Annotated in this window: 20 protein-coding genes and 1 pseudogene; 13 read left to right on the top strand and 8 right to left on the bottom strand. The window is 61.3% G+C overall.

The window, feature by feature from the left end; genetic code table 11:
* The first annotated feature begins 315 nt into the window (after positions 1-315).
* The 5 genes from AB8808_RS00100 (at position 316) to AB8808_RS00120 (ending at position 3,162) form a co-directional block, all read left to right on the top strand.
* Positions 316-441, top strand: coding sequence for a hypothetical protein (locus AB8808_RS00100; RefSeq protein WP_369931359.1), 126 nt, complete (start codon positions 316-318; stop codon positions 439-441).
* 33 nt (positions 442-474) lie between these two features.
* Complete coding sequence (locus AB8808_RS00105) at positions 475-1,071, top strand: sister chromatid cohesion protein PDS5 (RefSeq protein ID WP_369925661.1); 597 nt, start codon at positions 475-477, stop codon at positions 1,069-1,071.
* 141 nt (positions 1,072-1,212) lie between these two features.
* Positions 1,213-1,617, top strand: coding sequence for a DUF4279 domain-containing protein (locus tag AB8808_RS00110; RefSeq protein WP_369925663.1), 405 nt, complete (start codon positions 1,213-1,215; stop codon positions 1,615-1,617).
* A gap of 63 nt (positions 1,618-1,680) precedes the next feature.
* Positions 1,681-2,661, top strand: a complete 981-nt coding sequence (locus AB8808_RS00115; protein ID WP_369925597.1) for an IS5 family transposase — start codon at positions 1,681-1,683, stop codon at positions 2,659-2,661.
* 243 nt (positions 2,662-2,904) lie between these two features.
* Entirely contained in the window at positions 2,905-3,162 is a 258-nt protein-coding gene (locus tag AB8808_RS00120) for a hypothetical protein (protein ID WP_369925665.1), read from the top strand.
* A 16-nt stretch (positions 3,163-3,178) separates the two neighbouring features.
* Here AB8808_RS00120 and AB8808_RS00125 read toward each other — a convergent pair whose 3' ends face one another.
* Positions 3,179-3,868, bottom strand: coding sequence for a CocE/NonD family hydrolase C-terminal non-catalytic domain-containing protein (locus AB8808_RS00125; protein ID WP_369925667.1), 690 nt, complete (start codon positions 3,866-3,868; stop codon positions 3,179-3,181).
* A 53-nt stretch (positions 3,869-3,921) separates the two neighbouring features.
* A protein-coding gene (locus AB8808_RS00130; protein WP_369925669.1) for an IS3 family transposase occupies positions 3,922-5,030 on the bottom strand; the annotation gives its coding sequence in 2 pieces (ribosomal slippage) (positions 3,922-4,769 and positions 4,769-5,030; 1,110 coding nt in all).
* Positions 5,031-5,317: 287 nt separating this feature from the next.
* Here AB8808_RS00130 and AB8808_RS00135 point away from each other — a divergent pair.
* Positions 5,318-6,916 carry a hypothetical protein gene (locus AB8808_RS00135; RefSeq protein WP_369925671.1) on the top strand — a complete coding sequence of 533 codons (1,599 nt, stop codon included), beginning with the start codon at positions 5,318-5,320 and terminating at the stop codon, positions 6,914-6,916.
* A gap of 389 nt (positions 6,917-7,305) precedes the next feature.
* Complete coding sequence (locus AB8808_RS00140; RefSeq protein WP_369925673.1) at positions 7,306-8,679, top strand: S10 family serine carboxypeptidase-like protein; 1,374 nt, start codon at positions 7,306-7,308, stop codon at positions 8,677-8,679.
* Between the two features lie 21 nt (positions 8,680-8,700).
* On the opposite strand, the gene AB8808_RS00145 is transcribed toward AB8808_RS00140, so the two are convergent.
* On the bottom strand, positions 8,701-9,081 hold the full coding sequence (locus AB8808_RS00145) for a VOC family protein (RefSeq protein WP_369925675.1): 381 nt from the start codon (positions 9,079-9,081) through the stop codon (positions 8,701-8,703).
* A 354-nt stretch (positions 9,082-9,435) separates the two neighbouring features.
* Between AB8808_RS00145 and AB8808_RS00150 the strand changes: the two are divergent.
* From AB8808_RS00150 to AB8808_RS00165, 4 genes and pseudogenes are all read left to right on the top strand, one after another.
* A pseudogene (locus AB8808_RS00150) lies at positions 9,436-11,103 on the top strand (PAS domain-containing protein); the annotation flags it as partial.
* A gap of 84 nt (positions 11,104-11,187) precedes the next feature.
* Positions 11,188-11,952, top strand: a complete 765-nt coding sequence (ydfG, locus tag AB8808_RS00155) for a bifunctional NADP-dependent 3-hydroxy acid dehydrogenase/3-hydroxypropionate dehydrogenase YdfG (RefSeq protein ID WP_369925677.1) — start codon at positions 11,188-11,190, stop codon at positions 11,950-11,952.
* A gap of 61 nt (positions 11,953-12,013) precedes the next feature.
* Complete coding sequence (locus AB8808_RS00160) at positions 12,014-12,436, top strand: M61 family metallopeptidase (RefSeq protein ID WP_369925679.1); 423 nt, start codon at positions 12,014-12,016, stop codon at positions 12,434-12,436.
* 76 nt (positions 12,437-12,512) lie between these two features.
* Positions 12,513-12,776 (top strand): hypothetical protein, encoded by a 264-nt coding sequence (locus tag AB8808_RS00165; RefSeq protein ID WP_369925681.1) that lies wholly within the window; start codon positions 12,513-12,515, stop codon positions 12,774-12,776.
* 25 nt (positions 12,777-12,801) lie between these two features.
* Here the strand turns inward: AB8808_RS00165 and AB8808_RS00170 are convergent, their stop codons facing one another.
* From AB8808_RS00170 to AB8808_RS00180, 3 genes are all read right to left on the bottom strand, one after another.
* On the bottom strand, positions 12,802-14,508 hold the full coding sequence (locus AB8808_RS00170; protein ID WP_369925683.1) for a methyl-accepting chemotaxis protein: 1,707 nt from the start codon (positions 14,506-14,508) through the stop codon (positions 12,802-12,804).
* Positions 14,509-14,862: 354 nt separating this feature from the next.
* A complete protein-coding gene (locus AB8808_RS00175) occupies positions 14,863-15,282 on the bottom strand; it encodes a hypothetical protein (RefSeq protein WP_369925685.1) in 420 nt (139 codons plus the stop codon).
* A complete protein-coding gene (locus AB8808_RS00180) occupies positions 15,233-15,406 on the bottom strand; it encodes a hypothetical protein (protein WP_369925687.1) in 174 nt (57 codons plus the stop codon). The genes AB8808_RS00175 and AB8808_RS00180 overlap by 50 nt, the downstream gene beginning before the upstream one ends.
* A 134-nt stretch (positions 15,407-15,540) precedes the next feature.
* On the opposite strand from AB8808_RS00180, the gene AB8808_RS00185 reads away from it, so the two are divergent.
* Complete coding sequence (locus tag AB8808_RS00185; RefSeq protein WP_369925691.1) at positions 15,541-16,188, top strand: SDR family oxidoreductase; 648 nt, start codon at positions 15,541-15,543, stop codon at positions 16,186-16,188.
* A gap of 40 nt (positions 16,189-16,228) precedes the next feature.
* Here AB8808_RS00185 and AB8808_RS00190 read toward each other — a convergent pair whose 3' ends face one another.
* Positions 16,229-17,470 carry a flavin monoamine oxidase family protein gene (locus AB8808_RS00190; RefSeq protein WP_369925693.1) on the bottom strand — a complete coding sequence of 414 codons (1,242 nt, stop codon included), beginning with the start codon at positions 17,468-17,470 and terminating at the stop codon, positions 16,229-16,231.
* Positions 17,471-17,550: 80 nt separating this feature from the next.
* Entirely contained in the window at positions 17,551-18,033 is a 483-nt protein-coding gene (locus AB8808_RS00195; protein WP_036138629.1) for a MarR family winged helix-turn-helix transcriptional regulator, read from the bottom strand.
* Between the two features lie 64 nt (positions 18,034-18,097).
* Here AB8808_RS00195 and AB8808_RS00200 point away from each other — a divergent pair, with 64 nt between their 5' ends.
* Positions 18,098-19,591 (top strand): FAD-dependent monooxygenase, encoded by a 1,494-nt coding sequence (locus tag AB8808_RS00200; RefSeq protein WP_369925695.1) that lies wholly within the window; start codon positions 18,098-18,100, stop codon positions 19,589-19,591.
* The last annotated feature ends 404 nt before the right edge of the window (positions 19,592-19,995 follow it).

The raw sequence follows: 19,995 nt of genomic DNA on the forward strand, positions 1-19,995 counted from the left end.
GCTGCTCATGCATACTCCGGGAAGCCAAGTTCAATACCGGTGACCGCTTCGTCGTCAACGGCTGGTATCTGAGCAGACACACCACGGCCGCCTTGCCCCGCAAGCTCGTGTCCGCAGCGAATGACTCAACACGATTTAGGACAACCTTTCCACGCGCGATGCCATGGCTTTTGGCACTGCGGGATACACCGCTATGCTTACTTACGCGCGAAGGATGTCTGCGTGAAGCCTTTCGACGGCGACATCCCGACGTCCCCCCAAATTTGAGTAGCGCCCCGGTTTCGAGTTCAATCCCCCACAAGAAGGAGATTGGACGTGAAGAAGCGTTTTTCCGAAGAGCAGATCATTGGCTTCCTGCGCGAGGCCGAGACAGGACCAAATGAAGGCGATTCAGAAGGCTCGGAGTTGCAGAAGGAGCCGCTCCTTAGCAAAAGTCGGTAATGGCGTAAACGCGAGATCAAATGGCGGTCCACTATGATTGACAGCTTGGATGCATCTGCATCCCTCTTGAGGTTGCTCGTCTCAGAAGGGCTTAAGTCTTGGAGTTCGGAAGCGTTAGTTGAGGCTGCACAAGACAAATCTGTGATCGTACGTACGGCAGCGGTTCGCGAACTCCATGCTCGGCCAGATATCGACACGATCTTTGGATGGGCGGTTTTGCTTGCTTCGAGCCCTAAGGCGGAGACAAGGGAAATTGCGGCATTTCTAATGGGCCAGCTCGGCTCGCCGACTATGCCAAAAAGAGAAGCGAGCTACCCCTACTTGGCTGAGATGCTCCACGACAAAGATGACGGTGTAAGGGCGTCTGCCGCATCAGCCATTGGGCACCTCTCTTACCAAGGCATGCCCCAGTTCGTGGAGCAGCAACTCGTTACACGTGCGCGTGACAGAAGTAAGCAGGTGCGCGCCGCGGTCGCGTACGCCCTAGGAAACTCTTCAGGAACTGACAAAGCGTTTGCAGCCCTTCAGTTGCTCCTGAGAGACCAAGACGCTAAATCGTACGCCGAGCTTGGCATGGATATCCTTTCCGCGAGAACGCACGACGGTGCGAATGAGAAGAAGGGCGGCTAAGAGCGTCATCCCTTAGTAGCGGTCATTATCGTCGTCCCCCCAGAACCTTTATGGAGTCTTATGTTGACGGACTAGTCATCCGTCGTTTCTATGACTTGTTATGATTGGTCGATAGCGACTTCGTGATGGGATGCAGAGGCTATGAGTTCGCATAGGTACTCAGTTCAACTTCGGATCAATGGCGACATCATTCCCAATGACGTTACGCGTGAACTTGGGTTGGAGCCAAATCATGTACGAAAGGCCGGTACTGTCGTCCACGGAAGGATGATGAAGCGCTCGCTGTGGTCATATAGCGGCACCTCGGCTGAAGACTTTGTTCAGGAGTGGGACACGCTAGAGGAGGGGCTTCTTCATCTTCTTAACGAGCTCGCGCCTAAGAAGGAGGTTCTTCAACGCTACATAGATCACTACGACACGGTTTGGTGGTGCGGGCACTTTCAATCCAGTGTCGACGGAGGGCCGACTTTCTCCAAGTCGTTGCTGATGAATCTCGCAAGTTTTGGCGTACCGGTTTTTATCGATAACTATTTTTTGGACGACTAGGGAAGCCCTGATTTAATCCCCCGCTTGCGTCAAAATAGTCGAAAGTCCCAGGAATCCCTCGCGATGAAGCAGCGATCCTTTGCCTCCATGAGTTTCGAATCGAAGAAGAAGCCGACGCGGCGGGAGAAATTTCTCGGCGAGATGGACAAGGTCGTGCCCTGGGACGCGCTGCTGGCGTTGATCCTCGTCAGTTATCCGACAGCGGGCCGGCGTGGCCGACCGCCGATGCCGGCGGCCACGATGCTGCGCATCCACTTCATGCAGCAGTGGTACGCGTTGAGCGATCCGGCCATGGAGGATGCGTTGTATGAGATCGAGTCGATGCGGCGCTTTGCCGGGCTGGAATTGAACGACGATGCGATTCCGGACGAGACGACGATTCTGAAGTTCCGTCGCTTTCTGGAGCAGCACGGTCTGGCGGCGAAGATACTCGACGCGGTCAACGCCCACCTGGGGCAGCAGGGCCTGCTGCTTCGCCAGGGCACGATCGTGGATGCCACGATCATCCATGCGCCTTCGTCGAGGAAGAACCGTGACAAGAAGCGCGATCAGGACATGCATCAGACAAAGAAAGGCAACGAGTGGTTCTTTGGTATGAAGGCGCATATCGGTGTGGATGTGGAATCGGGCCTGGTGCACACGGTTACCACCACGCCGGCGAACGTGAGTGACGTCACGGAAACGGACAAGTTGCTGCACGGCGAAGAACGAACCGTTTATGCCGATGCGGGCTACCGGGGAGCAGAAAAGCGTGTAGCGAAGCGGGGGCTTATGTGGCACATCGCAGCGCAGCGCGGGAGAGTCAAGGCGATGCCTGAAGGTGCATGGAAAGAAGCCACCAAGCATGTCGAATACCTCAAGGCCGCGATACGAGCCAAGGTCGAACACCCGTTCCGGGTGATCAAGCGACAGTTCGGCTATCAGAAGACACGGTTCAAGGGGCTGGCCAAAAACACGGCGCAGGTATTGACGTTGTTTGCGCTGTCAAATCTGTGGATGGTGCGACGAACCTTGCTCCTGTCCGCAGGGGAGGTGCGTCTGTGACGCCGAACACAGGCGTTGATCAGGGCTCAGGCTGAACCAGCGACAGGGAAAACAGTACTTCCGCTCCTTCTTTGCCCGGCATCAACTGATGTGCATGCCGTTGCGTATAGACGTCCGTTTTATGCTTCATAGATCAGAGTATCCCTAGATGACTTGTCCTAGCGACGTCCTCCCGGATTTGAGCATGCCCGAACCAAGCTCGGAAACGCCCTAATCGAACGCGACCCGGACATCCTCGCGCCCATGGCCGAGCGCAAGCTGGTGCAGGTGTTCATCTCGATCAACTCGCTGGACAACAATCTGGCGTGGAAGCTGGAACCGCGCTCAAGCGCGCCGCATCGGCGGATGCAGGCGGTGAAGACGCTTCTTGATGCGGGCGTGCCGATGGGGGTGCAGGTGGCGATGCGGAAGGCGGGGCTGCATCGGGCTTGGGATACGGTGCTGGATACCTCGCGATTCGTGCCGCCTCGGGTGCATTCGCCGCAGGGAGAATTGTTCTGAATGAAGGAGTGGGTTGTCAGGGCGAAGCCGGCACCTGGCGGTCACCCGCCGGATCGATTCCGACAACCAGAGAACTCGATGCCGAGAAGCTCAATCGCAAGGGTGTGTCGGCATCCTCGATAGATTCATCGCTCACATCCCGCCCGGTACCGTAATTGATCTGTCGGTCCGGACCCTTCGGGACGCTGACCACGGCAACCAATCGACTTCCCTTGGCCATCAACCGGCCCGCGACAGTTTGACTTGTTATATCGAGTCGCGTGGGCGTGCCAGGCACGAGGAGGTGTCGCGTCGTCCTGTCTTGCACGTAACTGGCCCTGCCGAGAAACGACGAGATATCGCGCCATCGCCCGTCGCTGGTGAGTTCGTACAGGTCGATCGCCAGGTCGAAGTCGTGCTTGTTGGTGGTGACATCGAGCGTTGCCGAGAACAGGCCGGCCACCTCGGTAGGCCGATCGAGCGGCGGGGTCTCGAAGACGAGCGCGTGCCGCACATCGGGTACGTCATGGGGTGGGGAGCCGTCGACATCGCTTCGATCCTTGAAATCCACCCGCAGGTCGGGCGGGTTCTGCCGAGGCTCCGCGGAAAGCCTCAGGCCGGTGCCCTCCTTGTCCCCTGTGAGGAATAGCTTCCAGTGTTCCCCGCCCATGTCGGCGAGATCGTGCACATGCCGCCAGCGATCGGCGCCCATGACTTCGAAGTTCACCCGATCGCTCAGAACGTCGGGCAGCGCGGTACCGCGTGTCGACCCCCCGTTAGTTAGTGCCAACCATAACCCGAGGTTGCCGGATCATTCTGCTGCCTGAATTCTGCGGGCGTCAGCCCGCCTAAGCTGTCGTGCGGTATCTCGCGGTTGTAGTCGGCTAGCCAAAGCTCTGCCCGCTCGCGTACTTCGGTCAGGTTCCGAAACACGTGCATGTCGAGGACACCACGCCGGAAGCTGCCGTTGAAGCGTTCGATGAAGCCGTTCTGCATCGGCCTTCCCGGCTCGATGAAGTCGAGCTTGATGCCTTTGCGTTCTGCCCATTCCGCCAGCGCAAGAGCGACGAATTCCGGACCGTTGTCCAGGCGAAGCTTCGACGGATAGCCGCGCCACGCGGCGACACGTTCGAGCGTTCGGATCACTCGCGATGCAGGAAGATTAAGGTCGATTTCCACAGCGAGTGCCTCGCGGCTGAAGTCGTCGATGACGTTGAACGTTCGGAACCGGCGGCCGTCCCAGAGCGCGTCGGACATGAAGTCGATGGACCAGCTTCCGTTGATCGCCTCGTCGGCCACCAGTGGTAGCTGGTGACGCGTCGGGACACGCTTCTTGCCGCGTCGGCGGCGATTCAACTGCATCTGGCAATACACGCGCCACACCCTCTTGTGGTTCCACGGCAGACCGCGCCGGCGGATGATCTGAAATAGCTTGTCGAAGCCGCGCTCGGGGAATCGCTCAGCCAGCTCCGCTAATAGCCCGATGACGGGCTCGTCGCGATCAGGGCGAGCCTTGTAGCGCAGCGTAGATCGCGAGAAGCCTAGTGCCTCACAGGCCCGGCGCTCGCTCCATCCGTGCTGCTCGACCAGCCAGGTGATGAGCGGGCGCATATGCGCCGGGTCTACAGCTTTTTTGCGATGAGATCCTTAAGCCCGTGGTTCTCCATCGCCAGATCCGCATACATGCGCTTGAGCTTGTTGTGCTCCGCTTCCAGGTCACGCAGGCGATGAACGTCCGACGCCTCCATGCCACCGTACTTCGATTTCCAGGTGTAGTAGGTCGCCTCGGAAATGCCCAGCTCCCGGCACATGTCCTTGACCTGCCTGCCGCCTTCGACCTGCTTCAGCGTCGCAACGATCTGGCTCTCGGTGAATTTGCTCTTGCGCATCGTGGGTCTCCTTGGGGATATTTTGCCCGGAGACCTCGGTTTATGTCTGGAGTAAGTTTACGGGGAGGCGACACACGCCGTTCGCGCACTGTTTCGCGCCAAAAATAACTGAAGAGTTCGCGCCTCGGGATCGGCTACATCGTACGGACATCATTCGCGATCGGGTGCATGTGGCGTTGCGCAAGGCGGATTTGGAGCCAGCTGGGGATGCGATGATGGATACGTCGTGGTTAAAGCATTTGCTGACGTAGCCGATATGGGTAGACATAAATAGCCAAGGACGAAACATGGACAAGGATGACTTTTTTAACTACCAACTTGAAAAACGGCTCGCTGCGCAGAGAGACGAACTGGTTGAGCGGATCCACGCTTTAAACATGGGCCAAGCGCAGCGCTCAGACGCGTTGCTTCGAGACCTCTCAGAGGCTCGCGTGGATCTAAAAAGCACGAAGGAAGCATTAGCGGCAGACTTCGAAAAAGCGAAGCTAGAGGCAGCCCAGCTAGCAGTAGATCGCACGCTCGCAGTTTTTACCGCAGCAAAGAACATTTTACAGATTGGTGCGACAGTACTCCTAGGCGTTGCGTTTGGTGCCGGATATCTAGCGTACAGTTCACTCCAATCGACGACTACGAAGTTTGTTGAATCAAAGGTCAAGGACTGGCTTTCGATTTCGTCGGAAGACTCTCCAGTCAAGACGACTCTGGAAGACCTGCGTACCCATACGCTACTCGACGCATGGACCGTGAAAATCGCAAGGCAGGTAATCGAAGGCCGCCGGTCGTCGGAGGTTGCAGGACTGGGGCCACGCGACCTCGAGCGCATGCGTCAGATCATTCTCGATCCTAGAACCTCCAGAGCGGATTTCTACGATGCCGCCAGGCTGGTCGCCGCTTCTAGAGGAGTATTCCCTGGTTTGAGCTTCAGTCCAGATATGGCCTCCACAGCACAAAAAATATTCTCCGACACAGCATATGACGATGAGCGCCGGGGTGATCTTCTGACGGCTTGGTGGAAGGATGCATCACTTGTACCTCTATCCAAGACGATGCTCGAGAACTCGTCGGTAAAGTACAACAACAGTTGGCTGCTTATGGCCTTCAAAAACCTGTGTAACAGCAGTCGTAAGGACGCAATGAAGTTCGCGGCAAGCCTGTTATCGAGCCGTGACGAGGATCTTCAGAAAGAAGCATCGTCCTTTCTGGCGAGCAACGACCCTCTGAATCGAGACTTGCGGCGATGGGTTAACGATCTCGACGCGAGGAGAAAGGAACACGCAGAGATTACACTCGCGCTACTCGCGTCTAAGACAACAAACTATGTTAAGAAAGAAAAGGACGAAAGAGTTCTGAATGAGGCAGCGGACTGGCTCGTCAGGGCTTTGCAGCAAGGTGCTCAACTTCGCTTGTCCCTTCTCGGATCTCAAGAATACCTGGTTTGGCAGAGCCAAATAAAAGGCGGGACTTATTCCGAAGCACTTGATGACAGTGAAACGTATCTGGAAACGGATGACTTGCTTACTCATGTCCTGCGTAAGTCGGGAACGGCCATACCGAATTTCTTGAAAGCGGTGGCTGCACTTGAAGTAGTCGACGGAGATAGCACGCTTGCATCGATCGAGATGGCTATGGGGAAACACACTATGCTTTCGCTCGAGCATAGACCGACAACACTCAGCGCGGGAGATGTGGTTGGGCTCGTGCGCATCTATCTCAAGCACGATGGCGAGTCGGGCAGGCTCATGGCAACCTGGCGTCAACCGAATGGCGAATTTCAATCTGCGCAGATATTAGATGCAAATGTAGTAGATGCATCGTTTAGTTATGCATATGACAAACACAAGGTTGGCTCTATGGATATGCGAAGGATTGAGCAGTACATCCAATAAACCTTCATTTCACTTTACTCGTATCAGGCTTTGAGGATGGCAAAATAGACCGTTCTGCAACTACCGAGAATTCCTCGGTAGTTCAAACCGAGCGTAGCCTCTCGAAGGTTCAAAGGCGAAGTGCGGCAGTAGGCGAGGAAGTCATCGGACCCGCCGACGAATGTCTACACCACCCAACCTGTGAGTCTTTCCCCGCACGCCTGCTGTTTGGGGCGTAGGATACGGCGCTGCTCTCCCGCAACCAGGCCATGCTCACCATGCGATGGACACTAACGGGCATGTTCATGCTTGCCCTGCTCTGCGCCTCTCCCTCCTGGGCGAAAAGCGCACCCGATCTGACAGCCGCGCAGGCCGCTTCGGCCGCATACGCTCCCACGGTGACGCGGACAATGGCTGCCCGGCCGCCGGTGACGACCGAACGCCGGACGACCCTGGCCGGTCGTACCGTGGTCTACCGCGCCAGTGTCGGCGAGTGGCCGGTCCGCTCGCCGGATGGAACCATCGTCGGGGTGGTCGTCACCGAGTCCTATGTGGTGCCCTCCCTCGCGGGCGCGAAACGGCCGGTCACGATCGTCTACAACGGTGGCCCGGGAGCATCGTCATGGCCGTTGCAGATGGAGGGCCTCGGTCCCCAGCGCTACAACGCATCGACAGGAACCTTCACGGACAATCCCGATAGCTTGCTGGATGTCACGGACCTGGTGTTCGTCGATCCCCTGGGCACCGGTGCCAGCTTTCCGCTCGCCGGCCAGGACGCTTCGGCCGTCTGGAACACACGTGGCGATGCGCGCTCGATCCTCGGCGTTGTCGATGGCTGGCTGCGCGCGAACAAGCGAAGTGATGCGCCCGTCTACCTGCTTGGGGAAAGCTACGGCACCCTGCGAAATGCGGCCATCCTCCACGCGGATGCCGAGACGCCCCGCCTGAACATCGCTGGCGTCGTCATGCTGTCCATGTTCCTCGCCACCCATGTCGACGCGGATATCGAAGCCATCAACCGCCTGCCTAGCCTGGCGGCGGCAGCCTACGCGCACGGTGCCCGGCGTGTGCCGGCCGCGTCCGCGGAACAGGCCTATGCGGATGCCCTGCGCTTTGCCCGCACGCGGTATGCGGCCGCCCTTCAGGAAGGCAGCGCCTTGTCGCAGGAAGACACGCATGCGGCGGCCCAGGCGATGAGCGACCAGATCGGTGTGCCCGCATCCGTCCTGGAAGATGCCCACCTGCGCATCGATCGCCGTGCGTTTGCCCACGCCCTCGTGCTGCCGGTCGGCGGGACGCATGTGGGAAGCCTGGATGCGCGCATCGTGGGTAGTCATGAGATCGATGGCCTGCAGGACCCCTACAGCGATCCATCGATGACCCTGGGAAAACGCTCGCCCCTGCTGATGGAAAGGTATCTTTCCGGTCTGGGATACACGATGGCAGGCAGTTACAGGCCGCTGAACCTGTCCATCAACCAGGACTGGAAGTTTGCCGGGCCCGCCGTCTCGGACGACGGCTCCGACGAGGGGGCGCTGGACGTCGTGCCGTGGCTGGCCGCGGCGATGGCCGCCAACCCACGGATGCGACTGTTCACGGCCGGCGGCTATTTCGACACGGTCACGCCCTATGCGTTGGGCGAGTATCAACTCAACCATAGCGAGATCGACCGGTCGCGTTGGACTGCCCGCGCCTACCCGGCCGGGCACGGCATCGCGGAAGACCTCCCGCAGCGTGCGCGTCTTGCTGCGGACCTGCGCGCTTTCATCGTCGGAGCGCGCTGACCGCGGGGTGCCGCTGCGTATCTAGGCGATCGGTTCCGAAATCTCGATGAGGTTGAGGTCCGGGTCACGCACATAGATGGAGCGGATCTTCTGCGTCGCCCCGGTGCGCTCGACCGGGCCTTCGACGATCGGCCACATCGATGCGTTCAGGTGCGCGATGACCTGATCGAGCGGGATGCTGGCCATGAAGCACAAGTCCAACGCGCCCGGTACAGGTAGATGAGCCTTCGGCTCGAACTCATGGCCTCTCACATGCAGGTTGATCTTCTGGGTTCCGAAGCGGAAAGCCACGCGATCGCCGCGAAACGTTTCCTTCTTCATCTGCAAGACATCGACGTAGAAATGCGTCGTCGCCTCCGGGTCGGTGCAGGTAAGAACAATGTGATCCAGGTGATCGATCATGCTGAGGTGCTCCGGCACGGGGTATGCCCCGTGGATGTTCATGGTCGTCGGATGCCTTGTCGGCCTCGCTGACAGTGACCCAGCCGTAGACGTTCGAGTCGAAGCCAGGGGCGTCGAGTATGCCAGCGGTCTTCAGGCCTCTCGCCTGGTCGACGATGAACCGTAATTTCCTGCGGTATCTGCGCAGGCTCATCCTCCGCCCTTTATTCGACGAATATGCCAATTCAGGTCATATCGTTAGTCGACGTAAGGGCATCCCTGCTCGCCGCAGCGCGCCATAACGCGACCTCGTTGCATGGCATGGTTCTGGCTTGCTATCCGGCTCTATCGAGAGATCCCGACCAAGGCCTAGCCGTGTGGAACCCATCCGCCCTCTTCAAGTCCCACGCCACCCGTAAGCTCGACGCCCTTTTTCGCTCACAGGCCGCCATCGAGTTCGATGTGCACGGCAACATCCTTGCGGCGAACGCCCGTTTTTGCGATCTGATGGGCTACGCCGCGTCCGAGATCGTGGGGAAACATCACTCGATGTTCGTTGCCACGGACATGGCGCAGAGTGCCGACTACGCGGCCTTCTGGGACGGTCTGCGACGAGGCGAATTCCAGGCGGCCGAGTTCCCGCGTTTGACCAAGCGGGGCGATGTGGTCTGGCTGCAGGCCACCTACAACCCGGTGCTGGACGAGAAAGGCAACGCGGTGTCCGTGGTGAAGATCGCGCAGGACACCACGCAGCGAAAGCTGATGGACCTTCATCGTGAGAGCCAGATCACCGCCATCGGTCGATCGCAGGCGGTGATCGAATTCGCGATGGACGGCACCATCCTCACCGCGAACGCCAACTTCCTCGATGCGCTCGGTTACGGGCTGGACGAGGTGGTGGGCAAGCATCATCGCCTGTTCGTCGATCCGCAGGAGCACGACAGTCCGGCCTATCGCGGCTTCTGGGATCGTCTGCGGCAGGGCGAGTTCCAGGTCGCGGAATTCAAGCGCGTGCACAAGACGGGAAAGCACGTGTGGATCCAGGCCACGTATACGCCCGTGCTGGGCCTGGATGGTATGCCAGTGCGCGTGGTCAAGTTCGCCACCGACATCACGGCACAGGTAGCCCAGCGACAAAGCTTCGAGTTGCTGTCGCTGGTGGCTAACGGAACCGACAACTCGGTCATCATCACCGGGCCGGATGGCCGCATTGAATACGTCAACAGCGGCTTCACTAAACTATCGGGCCATGCCTTCCTGGACGTGATCGGGAAGAAGCCAGGGCCACTGCTTCAGGGTAAGCATTCCGACCCCGTGACGATCGGTCGTATCCGCGCCAAGCTGGAAGCGCGTGAGCCGTTCTACGAAGAGATCCTCAACTACGCGAAGGACGGTACGCCGTACTGGATATCCCTGTCGATCAATCCGATCTTCAGCGCCGATGGGCAACTGCGCAAGTTCATTTCGGTGCAGGCCAACGTCACCGAGACACGGCTTCGCGCGCAGGAAGACGAAACCCGCCTTGCCGCCATATGGAAATCCACGGCCACGGCCAACTGGTTGCCTGACGGCACGGTGCTCGACGTCAGTCCGACGATGCTCGGCGTCCTGGGCATGGACACGGCAGACCAGGCGGGTGCGGCACTGGCATCGATCTTCCGCGCGGTCATGGATGGCGAGGGTCGGACGCGTCTGATCGCCGGCGAATCGATCTCCACGGAACTGGCGGTGCATGTCGCCGACCGCTACCTGTGGCTCCAGGCAACCATCAATCCGATCTTCGCCATCGACGGAACGTTCGCCAAACTGATTCTCTATGCCACCGACGTAACCGGGCAGCGCACGACGCTGGAGCGCGTGCGCACCGCAGTCGATGTGATCAACGCTATCGCACTGCAAACACATATCCTCTCCTTGAATGCGACCATCGAGGCGGCACATGCCGGTGAGTCGGGACGCGGGTTCGCCGTCGTCGCCTCCGAAGTACGGCAGCTGGCGAAGAAATCGTCCGACTCGGCGACGGAAATATCGGCACTGCTCAATCGATAGGTGACGAAGGTGGCGGATGCGTGGCGAGGCGTCGTCCCGGCATAATGCCGGGAGTCACCCCACATCCTGGAAACTCCAATGATTGTTCTCGTGACCGGCGCCACCGCCGGGTTTGGCGCCGCCATGGCGCGCCGCTTCGCGTCCACAGGACACCGGGTGATCGCGGCGGGCCGACGCCGTGACCGGCTCGATGCCCTTGCCGACGAGCTGGGCCGGGAGCGGGTCCACCCCCTGCAGATGGATGTCCGTGACCGGCTGGCCGTCGATGCGGCGTTGGCGAGCCTGCCTGCCGAGCTCGCATCCATCGACCTGCTGGTGAACAACGCCGGCCTGGCGCTGGGACTCGAACCCGCGCATGCCGCCGACCCCGATGACTGGGAGACGATGGTCGATACCAACGTCAAGGGCCTCATGTACGTCACGCGCGCCATCCTGCCGGGCATGGTGGCGCGTCGCCGCGGACACGTCATCAATATCGGTTCCATCGCGGCGACGTACCCCTATCCCGGCGGTAACGTCTATGGCGCGACCAAGGCGTTCGTACGCCAGTTCTCGCTCAACCTGCGCGCCGACCTGGCGGGCACGGGCATACGCGTGACCGACATCGAACCGGGCCTTGCCGGAGGGTCGGAGTTCTCGGTCGTTCGCTTCGGTGGCGACGAGGCGCGTGCCGCCGCCGTCTACGACGGAACCAAGCCGCTCACGCCGGACGATGTCGCCGAAGCCGTGTTCTGGGCGGCGACCTTGCCAGCCCACGTCAACATCAATGCGATCGAACTGATGCCGGTAAGCCAGTCCTTCGGCGCCCTGCCGATCCAACGGAACCAGGGGACGACGTCATGAGGTTGTTCCCTCCCACCGACAGGCGTGAAGGCGCGCGCGTCGCGGTGCCGGCTACCCGGTAATGCAGCACGCCTTACTCGAACCGGCGCGACGCGCCAGGTTGGGCTGGGCGGTCGGCTTGCCGGTGCTCGCGATGGCCGCAGGCCTCCATGCCATGCCCGTGACGCCTCTTTCCACCATTCCTCTGCCCGTCGACCATGCGTTCAAGGGACAGATCGACGTATCCGTGGATGCGCGTGACACTGCGCACAAGGTCTTCCGCGTGCATGAGGTCATTCCGGCACAGGCCACTGGCGCAGTCACCCTGCTCTATCCGGAGTGGGAGCTTTTCAGCCATGCGCGCACGATCTCGGCGGCGAGCGTGGCCGGCCTCACGATCGAGGCGGATGGACATCCCCTCGACTGGGTGCGCGACAGCGTCGACATGCACGCCTTCCATGTAGTGGTTCCGTCCCGTGCGCAGCGCCTCGATGTGGACTTCTGAGGGAAACCTCGGCGGTGTTCGGGCGGGCACCGTACGGGCGTTTCGATGGCCTTGTAGTGCTGAACGATGCCGTGGCGTGGTGCGGGACAGCCCTGCGTTCAAGACCGGCATGGCACCGGGCGTGCGTATCACGCAGGTGAACAGCATGGCATTCACCGTGGATGCGTTGTTGTCGGCCGTTGCTGCGTCCGTGCAGCAGCCCGTCTCGTTCGACTTCGAACGAGACGGCAAGACCCATCATGGCGTGCTCGATTCTCACGGTGGACCGCGCTATCCGGCACTGCGTCGTGCGCCGGGCGTGCCGGATCGATTGTCTGCGTTGCTGATGCCGCGCGTGTAATTCACTGCACGGCATCTTCGTCGACTCAGAACTCCCGCCAGGCCGACTCCATTTCCTTCGCCTGCACGGGCTGCCGTGCAGGGGACTTGATCACGGACACAGCGGCCGGGATGGCAGCAACCGGACGTGCGGGTGCGGCAACGGTCGTGCTTGCTGCTGAAGGCGATACCATCGATGCGTCGCTGCCGGCCTGTGCCGTACCGGCGATCCGGAAGAACGCCACCTGCCGAATCAATTCGTCCGACAGTTCCAGCGAATGGCGGCTGGCTGCACTGGCTTCCTCCACCAGCGCCGCATTTTGCTGCGTGACCTCGTCCAGGTCGGTCACGGCCTGGTTGACCTGCTCCACGCCTGCGGATTGCTGCTGCGATGCCGAGGCGATCTCCATGACGATCTCGGCGACACGCGATGCGCCCCCCTGGATCTTGGTCAGTGCTTCACCGGTCTTGCCGACCAGCGCCGCACCCGCTTCCACTCGCTCGGTGGTGCTGCCGATCAGCGCCTTGATTTCCTTCGCGGCCCCCGCGCTTCGCTGAGCCAGGGCACGCACTTCCGAGGCAACGACCGCAAAACCACGGCCTTGCTCGCCGGCCCGTGCCGCTTCCACCGCGGCATTGAGCGACAGCAGGTTGGTCTGGAAGGCGATTTCATCGATCAACACGGCAATCTCGCCGATCTGCCGGCTGGCCTGGGTGATCTGTTCCATCGCCTGCACGGCGTCACCGGCCACATCGCTGCCTGCCAGGGCGTCTTCGCGCAGTCCGCGCGAGATCGCACGGGCGACTTCGGCGCTCTCTGCGTTCTGCTTGACCGCAGCGGCCATTTCTTCCATCGATGCCGCCGTTTCTTCCAGGGAAGACGCCTGTTCCTGCGTACGCGCGGACAGGTCGTCGTTGCCTTCGGAGATATCGCGGGCAGCCTGGTTCACCTGGGAGGCACTCTCACGCACGCCGGAAACGATGGACGACAGCTTGGCGTCCATGACGGACAGCGCACGCAGCGTGTCGCTGAGCTCGTCCTTGCCGGACACTTGCAGCCGGTGATCCAGCTCGCCCTCACTGATCCGCGTGGCCAGTTCGCGAGCGCGAAGCAGCGGGCGCATCACGGTCCGCGTGAGCTTCACGCCGACGATGGCCACGAGGATGACTCCGAGGAATGCCACGGCGAACATGAACACGGCGGTGCGGTGGACGGCGACAACGGCGGCCTCGTAGGTCTCCGTGGCCTGCTTCTTCTCTCCCTTCACGATCTGGTCGATGTCGGCTGTTTCCGCGTCGTAGGCTGCTCCGAGCGGTCCGACCAGCAGCTCTCGCACGCCAGCCTCGTCTTTGACCTTGAGCCCGGCAAGTGCCTTGGCGGTGAGCTGCCTTTCCGTCTGCTGGTGGGCAAGGAAACGCTTTGCCAGTGCGATTTCCTCATCACTGGACGTGTGGGCGGGGTAGTAATCGCTCCATGCCCCATCGATCAGCGCGGTGCTGTCGGCCAGCTTCTTTTCCGCCTCGGCAATGGTCTGCGCATCCATGCGGATGAATGCCCGGTTTATTGCAAGGCGTATTTCGAAGGTGCGAGCCCGTACCCGCGTAGCGTCCATGATCGAAACCATCGAATCGTCGTAGAGCGTGGCTATGCGGCTTTTCATGCTCATCAGCGATGCCAGCCCGATACCACCCAGGAGCAATGCGACGAAGAGTGAAAACGCCATGACGAGTGTAATCTTGAGTTTGATTGTCATGTGCAGTCCTGAAAGTGTCTCCCTCTGACGGCACTCCCGCGGGCTTCTTGATGCAAATCTGGCAGATTTGATATTTCCATTAACTGCGCAGTTGGCTTTGTGAGACGTGGTTCACGTTCTTTCGTGCCATATACCGCACGAAATATGGACTTTCAGCTCAGTGATGCGGAATTGAGCACAGGTGGGCGGCGCGCTGAAGACGCCACAAATTCCGGGTTGAGGCGAGCGATCTTTCGGTGCTGCTCGGCTTTCGTCATCCGAAGCTGCATGGGCTGGAACGCGCTCACGGGTGTCAAAATGACGTGAAAGCGGGCTCTGCGGGAATGAGGCTTCGCATGTTGCTGGCGTTTCGTATCAGGCGTCGACGTGAGCCACGTATCGATGCCAAAGGAATGCAAGGGCGATGGGAAGCAACACGATCTCCGACACGATAGAGAAGACTTGCGCCGCCGTGCCGTAACTTCCCGACATGCCCAAGCCTCCAAAGAACACGAAGAACCACGTCGTCGTCATCGCGATCATCAGTAGTGCTCGTGCCTGATTGCCTTGCGCGATGTTGCGTATGAACAGCGGACAGGCCTTCGCGAAGAAGTGTCCGACCAGCAGCATCGACGGAATCATCAACAGGGGGAACAACGCCAGGCTGCCGATCTGCAACCCGCGTGCGGCCAGCGCAATGTCCGCGTGCGTTGCCAGTGCCCGAATGGGTACGTAACTCCAGACATTACCCGCGCACATCAACAAGAGCCAGAACGTGGCGGCAGCCGTCCGCACCCAGCATCCACGCCATCGTTGTAGGCGCGTATTCGTGGGTGAGATAGCCCACGGCGTGGGTGACAAGGATAAGGATCACCATACGCATGGCGAATCGGATATCGCTGAGCAAGGTAGCCTTCATCGTCATTTCCATCACGCCCAGCCAGAGGCCGCTATCGTAAGTCGAATGCCTCGCCCCTGGGGATGGCAGTCGCATAGACGATACTCCAACAGCCCAATGGCTATAGTCCGGGCAAACCACTAATCGGAAATCCCATGAACCGCATTGCCATCGTCGGCGGCCACGGCAAGGTCGCGCTGCTGCTCATACCCCGGCTCGTGGCCGCGCATCACGATGTGCGTGCACTCGTTCGCAACTCTGACCATGCGCCAGATATTTCCACGTTGGGTGCGCAGCCGTCGGTATTCGATATCGAGCATGCCGACACCGCCGCGATTGCCGTCGAGCTGAAGGGCTGCGACGCCGTCGTCTGGTCGGCAGGCGCCGGTGGCGGTAGCCCCGAGCGTACCTATGCCGTAGACCGCGACGCGGCCATCCGCACGATGGACGCCGCGGCCCAGGCGGGCGTGAAACGCTTCGTCATGGTCTCGTACGTCGGTGCGGGCATCGACCACGTCGAACCGGACAATGGGTTTTATGCCTACGCGCAGGCCAAAGCCGCGGCAGATGCCTATCTGCGTACCACATCATTGCGCTGGACCATCCTGGGGCCCGGCACATTGACGAGCGACGACGCTTCAGGACGGATCGACCTGGTGGAGGGCCCGTCGTCCGCCGGCGACAAGACATCTCGCGCCAATGTGGCGTGGGCTATTGCCAGCCTTCTGGAAGGTGACAACGCCGTGGGGAAGACACTGCGGTTCATCGACGGGGAGACGCCGATCGAGGCTGCGCTTGGCTGACAGGTGACCGCCTGTTCCCTTGCACAGGTGGCGTCATGCGTCATCTGACATCGAGTGCAGCCAGCACCTCCTCCGCCGCCCGAACCCCACTCAGATACGCCCCATGCGCCGTCGAAAACGCACTCTCGTGCGTTGCTTCGCCAGCAAAAAACACCCGCTCCTGATACGGCGTCGCAAGGGTGCGCCGCGCGGACGACCACTGCGGAAGCGCATGACTGTAGGCGCCACCGATTCGCGTGTCGTGCCGCCACTGCGAGGTGGTCAGCAACCGCAGGCTCTCACGCGCCTTCCGCCCGAACAGCGCCACCAGCTCGTTCATCACATGCTCGTAAGCGGCGATCACGCCTTCCTCGGCCAGTTGCCGCGCGCTCGCACCGCCGAGGAAGCACTCGATCATCGGTCGGCCCAGCGGGCGTATGTGGTACGACACCGTGGCCGCATCGTGTGGATTGCCGATGGCGTGCTGCTCGGACGGGAAAGCGCTGTCGTCGAGGATGCGCAGGAAGACCTTTTCATCGTGCCCGAGCGGCAACCGTCCAGCCGCCTCGCGCCAGGGATCGAGGGCGTCGGGCAGGCGGATCGTGGGGCCGCTCAGTACCGCGGTGGAGGCGGTCAGGATCACGGCGCGGGCATGCAGGTCGCCGTGTGGCGTGCCCAGCGTCACGCCGCCTGTATCGGGCAGCAGGAGTCGTTCCACCGGTGTCGACAGCGCGCAGGGTGTGTCCATCGGCAGGGACGCCGCGACCAGCGATCCGTAGCCGCGGACCGGTCGCCAGTTCTCGCCGGTGGCCGCGCCCTCGTAGCGCGCGTAGTCGGCGATGGACAACTTCTCCAGGTCGGCCCCGTTGATGAAGCCGCTCATCGCCTGCAGGTAGGCATTCCATCGGCCGCCCGGGACGAGATGATCCGCCGCGACGTCGCTCGGCAAAGGCGTATCCATGATCCGGTCGTGCCACTGGTCGTAGGCGGCGCGGGCTTCTTCCTGCTCCTGCACGGAAAACCCGGGTCGGGGGATCGAGCGACCCCAGGGCGGATTGTGGCGATCCACGGCGATGCCGGCTTCGTCGGCGATCGTGGTCCACGGGTTGCGATCCGCTGAATGCAGCCATCCGCAGCCCAGGTCGAGCGGCAGGCCATCGATCTTGACAGTGAAGGCGCGTCCGCCGATGCGCGACGATGCCTCGACCAGCAGGACGTTCCGGCCCGATGTTGCAAGGCGGCGCGCCGCGCCCACGCCCGCGGCACCGGCGCCGACGATCGCCACATCCAGGGTTTCGTTCAAGATCGCGGTCTCCGGCGGTGGGGAACCGCCTTTCCCCGGTTGTACTGGCGAGCCCGTGGCGATCCGGTGAGCGGCGGTGCTCAGTCGTCGCGCAGGTGGAGCGCCGGGTCCACGGCCTCCAGTTCCCGCGCGAACCGGGAAAGAAGGCGGGTCAACGTGTCGACATCCGCATCCTCCCAGCGATCGAAGATCTGGCGCGCCATGCGTTCGCGGGCCGTATCGATGGCGGCGTTCATGGCCACGCCTGCCGGGGTGGTGGTGGCTTCGGTGACGCGACGGTCTTTCTGCCCGGGCTGACGCACGATCAGCCCGAGGGATTCCAGTTTGGCCAACTGACGACTGACGGTCGTGTAATCGCGGCCGACGCGATCGGCCAGTTCGCCCACGGCGATCGGACCGAAGCGGCCTGCCAGCACCAGCAGGGGAAACAGCGCGCGATCGAGGCTGACGCCCGCCGCGGCGAGCAGCTGCTCATCGCGCTGGGGGCGGTTCATCACGCCGACCAGCGCCACCATCGCCATGTGCAGTTCGCGGAACGTCGCCTTTTTATGTGTATCTTGCACTTAGTAATCCATCGCCGTAGACTCGTCCTTAATATGTGCATTGTGCACATAACAGGAGCCGAGCATGTCTGTCAAAACGCACGTGATGATCGCGGGCGCCGGCCCGGCGGGCCTCACCCTCGCTATCGAACTGGCCCGCCGTGGCGTGCCCTATCGTATCGTCGATCGCCGCACCGGGGCGTTCGAAGGGTCGCGCGGCAAGGGTATCCAGCCACGCACGCTGGAAGTGTTCGCGGACCTGGGCGTCGTCGATCGCATCCTGGCGGCGGGCGGGCCCTATCCCAGCCAATGGATTCACGACGCGGACGGTGGGCGGGAAGAGCAGGCCATCGCGACGGCCGGGTCCACGGCGACCGAGCCCTACGGTGCCCCCTGGATGGTGATGCAGTCACGCACCGAAGCGATCCTTCGCGAGCGGCTCGGCGAACTGGGCGGCGCCGTGGAATGGGATACCGAGGTCACGGATGTGGTCCAGGCGGATGCGATACGCGTGGGCCTGCGCACGCCCACCGAGGCAAGCGCGGTCACCTGCCGCTACCTCATCGGTGCCGACGGCGGGCGTAGTACGGTGCGCGGCCTGCTGGGCATCGACTTTCCCGGCAAGACGCTGGGTGTTCGCGCCATGGTCGCGGACCTGCGGATGCGTGGTCTGGACCGGCGCTACTGGCATCGCTTCAACGATGGCGACATGTCCCGGCAACTCGCGCTTTGCCCGCTGCAGGGTACCGACCTGATCCAGTTGCAGGCGCCGGTAGCGGCGGAGGGCGACATCGACACCGACGTGGCTAGCGTGCAGGCGCTGATAGACGAACGCGCCGGCGGCTCCGACCTGCGTGTCGACGATATCGCGTGGATATCGGTGTACCGCATGAGTGCACGTCTTGCCACGCATTACCGCAGTGGCGACGTGTTCCTGGTCGGCGATGCGGCCCATGTGCATCCACCCACCGGTGGACAGGGTCTCAACACGAGTATCCAGGACGCCTACAACCTGGGCTGGAAACTGGCAGCCGTATGCGAAGGCGCAGCGGACACGCTGCTCGAAAGCTACGAAGACGAACGACGCCCTGTCGCGGAAGAGATGCTGGGCTTGTCCACGCGTCTGCTGGATGCCGCGAGGCAGGGCGACATGCGCCGTGGCCGCGACACCCGCCAGCTGGATATCGGCTATGCCCTCGGTTCGTTGCCGTGCGAGTCCCCGTTGCGGCAGCGCGGCCCCCGTGCCGGAGATCGTGCGCCGGACGCCTGGTTCACGACCCGCCACGGCACACGCAAGCGCCTGTTCGAACTCACGCAGGGTCCGCACTGGACACTCATGCTGTTCAACGGCGACGACGCGATCACACCATGGCCTGCCGATGTCGACGTGCATCATGTCGGAGCGGATCGTGAGCTGCATGACAGCGACGGTGTGTTCCAGTCGGCTTATGCGGCAGGCGATGGCGATGCATTTCTCATCAGACCCGACGGCTACATCGGCGCTATCACGGATGCCGCACATCGGGAAACGCTGGTTGATTACCTTCGGGCGTTCATTCCAGCGCACCTGCACGTTTGAGGATAACCGGACGGTCGTCGTCACGCCTTTCCGATGAAACGCGCTCCACGCAACAGATAATCGCAAGCGTTATCCGGCAAGAGATTGTTTCGGCATCACGCGAGTCATCATCCTTCACGCAAGTGAATGGGATACCAAAAGGCATAAGCCATAAGCACGATATAAACGCATAAATAAAGCGCTTTCCTACGTAAGACTACTTAAGCGTAAACCATCGGAAAGACGAACGACGGTTGCCGCATTTGCCCACTGTTTGCCGAATCGTCGATTTCCCACACACCTCCCCGCAAAGCACCCGGAAAGCCACCGCCAGATTTGTGCATCGAAGCGTCGATGCCGGCGCTTAGGCTCACGCCGGAAAGCAAACGCCTGCGCATGCAGGTCTTGCGGACGTCATCGATCGG

The sequence above is a fragment of the Xanthomonas sp. NCPPB 2632 genome, from assembly GCF_041228075.2.
Lineage (GTDB): Bacteria > Pseudomonadota > Gammaproteobacteria > Xanthomonadales > Rhodanobacteraceae > Luteibacter.